Origin of the sequence: Sphingomonas sp. CCH9-E2, assembly GCF_001557215.1 — a bacterium.
GTDB lineage: Bacteria > Pseudomonadota > Alphaproteobacteria > Sphingomonadales > Sphingomonadaceae > Sphingomonas.
Genome location: NZ_LSJM01000115.1, coordinates 1 through 4,889 on the forward strand (window position 1 = coordinate 1; position 4,889 = coordinate 4,889).

Annotated in this window: 7 protein-coding genes and 1 pseudogene; all 8 read left to right on the forward strand. The window is 66.8% G+C overall.

Annotated elements, in window-relative coordinates; all coding sequences use genetic code 11:
- Window positions 1–535, forward strand: a pseudogene (locus AX681_RS22375) (TonB C-terminal domain-containing protein); the annotation flags it as partial.
- A complete protein-coding gene (gene tolB / locus AX681_RS06415) occupies window positions 536–1,909 on the forward strand; it encodes a Tol-Pal system beta propeller repeat protein TolB (protein WP_066662967.1) in 1,374 nt (457 codons plus the stop codon).
- Window positions 1,910–1,995: 86 nt separating this feature from the next.
- Window positions 1,996–2,508: a peptidoglycan-associated lipoprotein Pal gene (gene pal, locus AX681_RS06420; RefSeq protein WP_066662969.1), complete on the forward strand. Its 513-nt coding sequence runs from the start codon at window positions 1,996–1,998 to the stop codon at window positions 2,506–2,508.
- 97 nt (window positions 2,509–2,605) lie between these two features.
- The gene (locus AX681_RS06425; protein ID WP_066662971.1) at window positions 2,606–3,001 is read left to right on the forward strand and encodes a hypothetical protein; all 396 of its coding nucleotides are present in this window, start codon (window positions 2,606–2,608) and stop codon (window positions 2,999–3,001) included.
- A gap of 81 nt (window positions 3,002–3,082) precedes the next feature.
- A complete protein-coding gene (locus tag AX681_RS06430; RefSeq protein ID WP_156442866.1) occupies window positions 3,083–3,382 on the forward strand; it encodes a hypothetical protein in 300 nt (99 codons plus the stop codon).
- A 103-nt stretch (window positions 3,383–3,485) separates the two neighbouring features.
- A complete protein-coding gene (locus AX681_RS06435) occupies window positions 3,486–4,379 on the forward strand; it encodes an SPFH domain-containing protein (RefSeq protein WP_066662975.1) in 894 nt (297 codons plus the stop codon).
- Window positions 4,380–4,395: 16 nt separating this feature from the next.
- Window positions 4,396–4,596 (forward strand): hypothetical protein, encoded by a 201-nt coding sequence (locus AX681_RS06440; RefSeq protein WP_066662977.1) that lies wholly within the window; start codon window positions 4,396–4,398, stop codon window positions 4,594–4,596.
- Window position 4,597: 1 nt separating this feature from the next.
- The gene (locus AX681_RS21860) at window positions 4,598–4,807 is read left to right on the forward strand and encodes a hypothetical protein (RefSeq protein WP_156442867.1); all 210 of its coding nucleotides are present in this window, start codon (window positions 4,598–4,600) and stop codon (window positions 4,805–4,807) included.
- Window positions 4,808–4,889: the final 82 nt, after the last annotated feature.

Below are 4,889 nucleotides of genomic sequence, written 5' to 3' on the forward strand. Positions count from 1 at the left end.
GCGCAAGCCCGACCCGACCCCGCCGAAAGCCGCGCCGGCCCCCGCGCCCAAGCCGCAGCCCAAGGCCGAGGCAAAGAAGTCCAACCCTGCCCCGGCCAAGGCGCAGCAAAAGACCGAACGACAGGCGGTGCGCCCGACCGGCCGCCTGACCGGCATCACCGACGGGCTGACCGATCAGGCGAGCAAGGGCAAGGCGACGACGCCGCAGGCCGCGCAGATGGGGCCAGAAGTGCGCTCGTCAGTGTTCGGGTTGATACGGCGACAGGTGAAGCCGCATTGGCGGGCGCCGACCGGGGCGGACGTGAATCTGCTCGCTACGATCGTCGAGGTGCGGCTGAACCGCGATGGATCGCTCGCGGGGCAGCCGCGGGTGGTCCAGCAGAACGGACAAACCGCAAGCAACCGCCCGCAGCAGGAATTGCACAAGGAGCGCGCTCTGGCCGCGATCCGTCTCGCCGCACCCTTCAGGGGCTTGCCCGAGGAATATTATGACGGCTGGAAAGCCTTCCGACTGTCCTTCGACAGGAGACTGTAAATGAAGTTGCGCACCCTTTTTGCCGCGACCACGGCGTTGTTCGTCGCTTTCCCTGGTCACGCTCAGGAGCAGCCGACCGCCCAGCCTGCGGCCCCGGCGGGCGAGAGCCAGGAGCTGCCGACCATCGACGTCACCGATGAGAGCGCGCAGGATCTCACCATCATCATCCCGCCAATGCCGACGCAGCAGGTGGTGAGCACGGCTGCGGGCAGCACCGATGCGCTGGGGCGGCAGGTGTCGCAGATCATTGCCGACAATCTGCGCAACACCGGCCTGTTCAAGCCGCTCGGCCCCACAGGGGTCCGCGCGATCCCGGTGAGCGAGGTGAGCGCGCCGGACTTCGGTTACTGGCGCGGCGCGACCGCGCAGGCGCTGGTGCAGGGGTTCGTGCGCGCCAATGGCGACGGCAATCTGACCGTCGGCTGCTACCTTTACGACGTTGCGCTCGGCACCGAGCTGGCGCGTGAGGGGTTCGTGGTTCGGCCCGCGGACTGGCGGCGCGCGGCGCATAAATGTTCCGACGCGATCTACACCCGCCTGACCGGCGAGGGACCGTATTTCGACAGCCGCGTGATCTATGTCAGCGAGACCGGGCCGAAGAACCGCCGCATCAAGCGGCTGGCGATCATGGATCAGGACGGCGCGAACCACCGCTTCCTGACCAACGGCCAGTCGATCGTGCTGACCCCGCGCTTCTCGCCGGACGAGCGGCGCATCGCCTATATGAGCTATCAGAACGACAAGCCGTCGCTGTATGTCTATGACCTGTCGAACGGCACGCAGCGGTTGCTGGTGACCAATGTCAGCCTGGCGTTCGCGCCGCGCTTCTCGCCGGATGGGCGCTGGATCCTGTTCACCATGTCGGTGGCGGGCAATGCCGATGTCTATCGCATCGCCGCGAGCGGAGGCACGCCGCAGCGGCTGACCACGGCGCCGGGCATCGATACCGGCGGCAGCTACTCGCCCGATGGCAGCAAGATCGTCTTCGAAAGCGATCGATCGGGCACGCAGCAACTGTACGTCATGAACGCCGACGGATCGAACCAGCAGCGGATCAGCTTTGGCGGCGGGCGCTATGCCACCCCGGCGTGGAGCCCGCGCGGCGATCTGATCGCATTCACGCGCATGGGCGGCGGATTCCGCATCGGCGTGATGAACCCGTCGGGCGGGGGCGAGAAGCTGCTGACCGATGCGTGGGGCGATGAGGGACCGAGCTGGTCCCCCAATGGCCGCGTGCTGCTGTTTTCGCGCGGGGCACAGGGCCCGTCGGGCAAGTCCGACATCTGGTCGGTGGACCTGACCGGCAGCACCTCGCGACGGATTCCGACCCAATTGGACGGTTCCGATCCGTCCTGGGGACCGTTACGACCGTAAGCGGGTTGACGTCGCGGGAACTCACCCGCACCCTGTCCGTTACGCAGGGGTATCGAAATTCACGATAGCCAAGGGAGATAGGACCAATGGCGAAAGTAAAGACCGCCCTGATCGTTGCGACGATGGCGCTTGCCGTTGTCGGCTGCCAGAAAAAGCGGCCCGAAACCTTGCCCCCGGGCCCCGGCGGCCCGGTCGAACCCGGCCCTGGTCCCGGACCGGGCGGCGGCGGCGCGCAGCCCGGCACTGCCGAACATTTCAAGCAGAATGTCGTCAGCGACACGATCAATTTCGATTTCGACCAGTATGACATCGACGCGCGCGCGCGGCAGATCCTGGACAGCCAGGCGCAGTGGCTGACGCAATATCCCAACACGCGCATCACGCTGGAAGGTCACGCCGACGAGCGCGGCACGCGTGAATATAACCTCGCTCTGGGCGACCGTCGTGCCAATGCGGCGAAGAACTATCTCGCCGCGCGTGGGGTTTCGCCGACGCGGATCACCACGATCAGCTATGGCAAGGAACGCCCGATCGCGCTGGGTTCCGACGAAGCCAGCTGGGCGCAGAACCGTCGCGCGGTGACCATCGTCATCAACTGATCGGTTCAACCCGTATCGACGAAGGGGCGCGGCGATGGTCGCGCCCCTTTTGTTTTTACGGGCAATTTCAGCTGCCTTTCCTATATCCCCGTTACGCATGACGCCTGAACCTGCCAGCCCCGCGCCGACCCGCGCGCCGCGCCATTTGTGGCTGTGGCTGGCCGGGCTGTTGCTGGCGTTCAATGCGGTCGCCGGAACCCCGACGCCGCAGCGGCTGGACAGTGTCGGGCTGCGCGCGGCCGCGCTCACCGCACCCGTCCCGGCCCATGCCCAGTTTCGCGACCCGGCGTCGCTCATCAAGACGGCAGCGCAACGGGCGCTGAAGGCACAGGATCGCCCCGATGGCGATCCGCCGCTGCCGCTGCATCATGCTGCCGTCGTCCCACCCTACTCCGCGGCGCCGCTTCGCGCCGTCACGCCGCGGGCGGATGCCGCCCCGACTCGAGCGCCGGCATCGCGCTATCGCGCCCGCGCACCGCCGCTCACCGCCTGAAGCCCGAAACCTGATCGATCAAACACGCCGCCTGCGGGCGGCTGGCGTGCGCGTGCGCGCGCCCCGCAACGGGAATTCAGCATGAACGAGACTATGACCGACACCAGCCTGCGCGACCATGTCGCGGGGCTCCTCAACCGCTATCCCGCGCTCGAGCCGAGCGAGCGCGCGGAGCTGATCGCCTTCATCAAATCCGGCCCCGCGATCGACCGCGGAATGCTGAAGGGCGATCCGACCCATGCCGCCGCGATCCGCCGGGTCGAGGCGGACCATCCCGAGCAGTTCCGCCTTGGCATCGCGCGCCAGCTGTTGGTGGCGGTAGCGATCGTCCTGCCCTTCCTCGCGATCTGCTGGCTCGCATGGGAGGTCGGCGCGAAGTGACGTGACGGCCCCCGTCGGCGCGCCTGACGGGGGCATGTCCGATTCCGCTTGTACGCCACCCGATTCGATATAAATATGATATCATCTTTTCAGGGAGGCAAACATGTCCGACTTCGATTCGCGCGCGCTTCGCTCCAGTGCTGAGCGGCCTGCCAGCACCGCCAGCGGCTATGCCATGCTGCTGGTCGCACTTGCCGCATTGATCGGCATCATCGCGTCGGCGCCACAGATCGGCGAGGCGACGTGGGCGCCGTTCGCACTGGTGCTGGGCGTGCTGGTCCTCGCCTTCGTCGCGCCGGGTTTCTACCTGCTGCAGCCCAATCAGGCGACGGCGATCCTGTTGTTCGGAGAGTATAAGGGCACCGATCGCACCACCGGCCTGCGCTGGACATGGCCGTGGATGATCAAGAAGAAGATCTCGGTCCGCATCCACAACATCACGTCGGAACGGCTGAAGGTGAACGACCTGCGCGGCAATCCCATCGAGATCGCGTCGAACGTGGTGTGGCGCGTCGCGGATACCGCGCAGGCGCTGTTCGACGTCGATGACTATCGCGAGTTCGTCCACATCCAGATCGAGAGCGCGGTACGCGCGATCGGGTCGCGCTACCCCTATGACGACTTCACGCATGAGGAGATGACGCTGCGCGGCAATGCCGAGCATGTCAGCGAGGAGCTGCGCGTCGAGCTGCAGGAACGCGTGCTCGCCGCGGGCGTGCATATCGACGAGTGCCGTCTCACCCACCTCGCCTATGCGCAGGAGATCGCCCAGGCGATGCTGCGCCGGCAACAGGCCGAGGCGGTGGTCGCGGCGCGCAAGACGTTGGTCGAGGGTGCGGTCGGCATGGTCGAACTGGCGCTGGAACAGCTTAGCGACAAGAATGTCGTCGAGCTGGACGATGAGCGGCGCGCGGCGATGGTGTCGAACCTGATGGTCGTGCTCTGCTCCGAACGCGATACCCAGCCGGTGGTGAACGCCGGGTCGCTGTACCAGTAACCGGAGCGGAAGGCGCATGGCCGCCCCACCCAAGAAGGCGTTCCCGCTCCGCCTCGACCCCGCGCTCTATGCGGCGATTGAGCGGAGCGCGGCGACCGACCTGCGCAGCGTCAACGCGCAGGTCGAATGCCTGCTGCGCGAGGCGCTGGCGAAGCGCGGCGTGAAACTGGCCGACCCGGTGCGCGCCAAGCGCGGGCGGCCGCCCAAGGAGGACTAGGATGCGTTCGAACAGCTGCCCCAAATGTCAGGGTTCGATGGCCGAAGGCTTCGTGCCCTATGAGCGCAGCAACATGCCGGGCCTGGGCCGCTGGTATCGCGGCGCGGCGGTCAAGGGCTGGTTCGGGCTGAAACTGCCCAAGACCTATGTCGAGGTGACGACATGGCGCTGCCAGCGTTGCGGGTTTTTGGAGAGCTACGCGAAGGGGTGAGCCTCTTGATCCTCCCCCGCCAGGGGAAGGTGGCACGCGCAGCGTGACGGAGGGGGAGGATGCACGACGATCGAGAGAACAC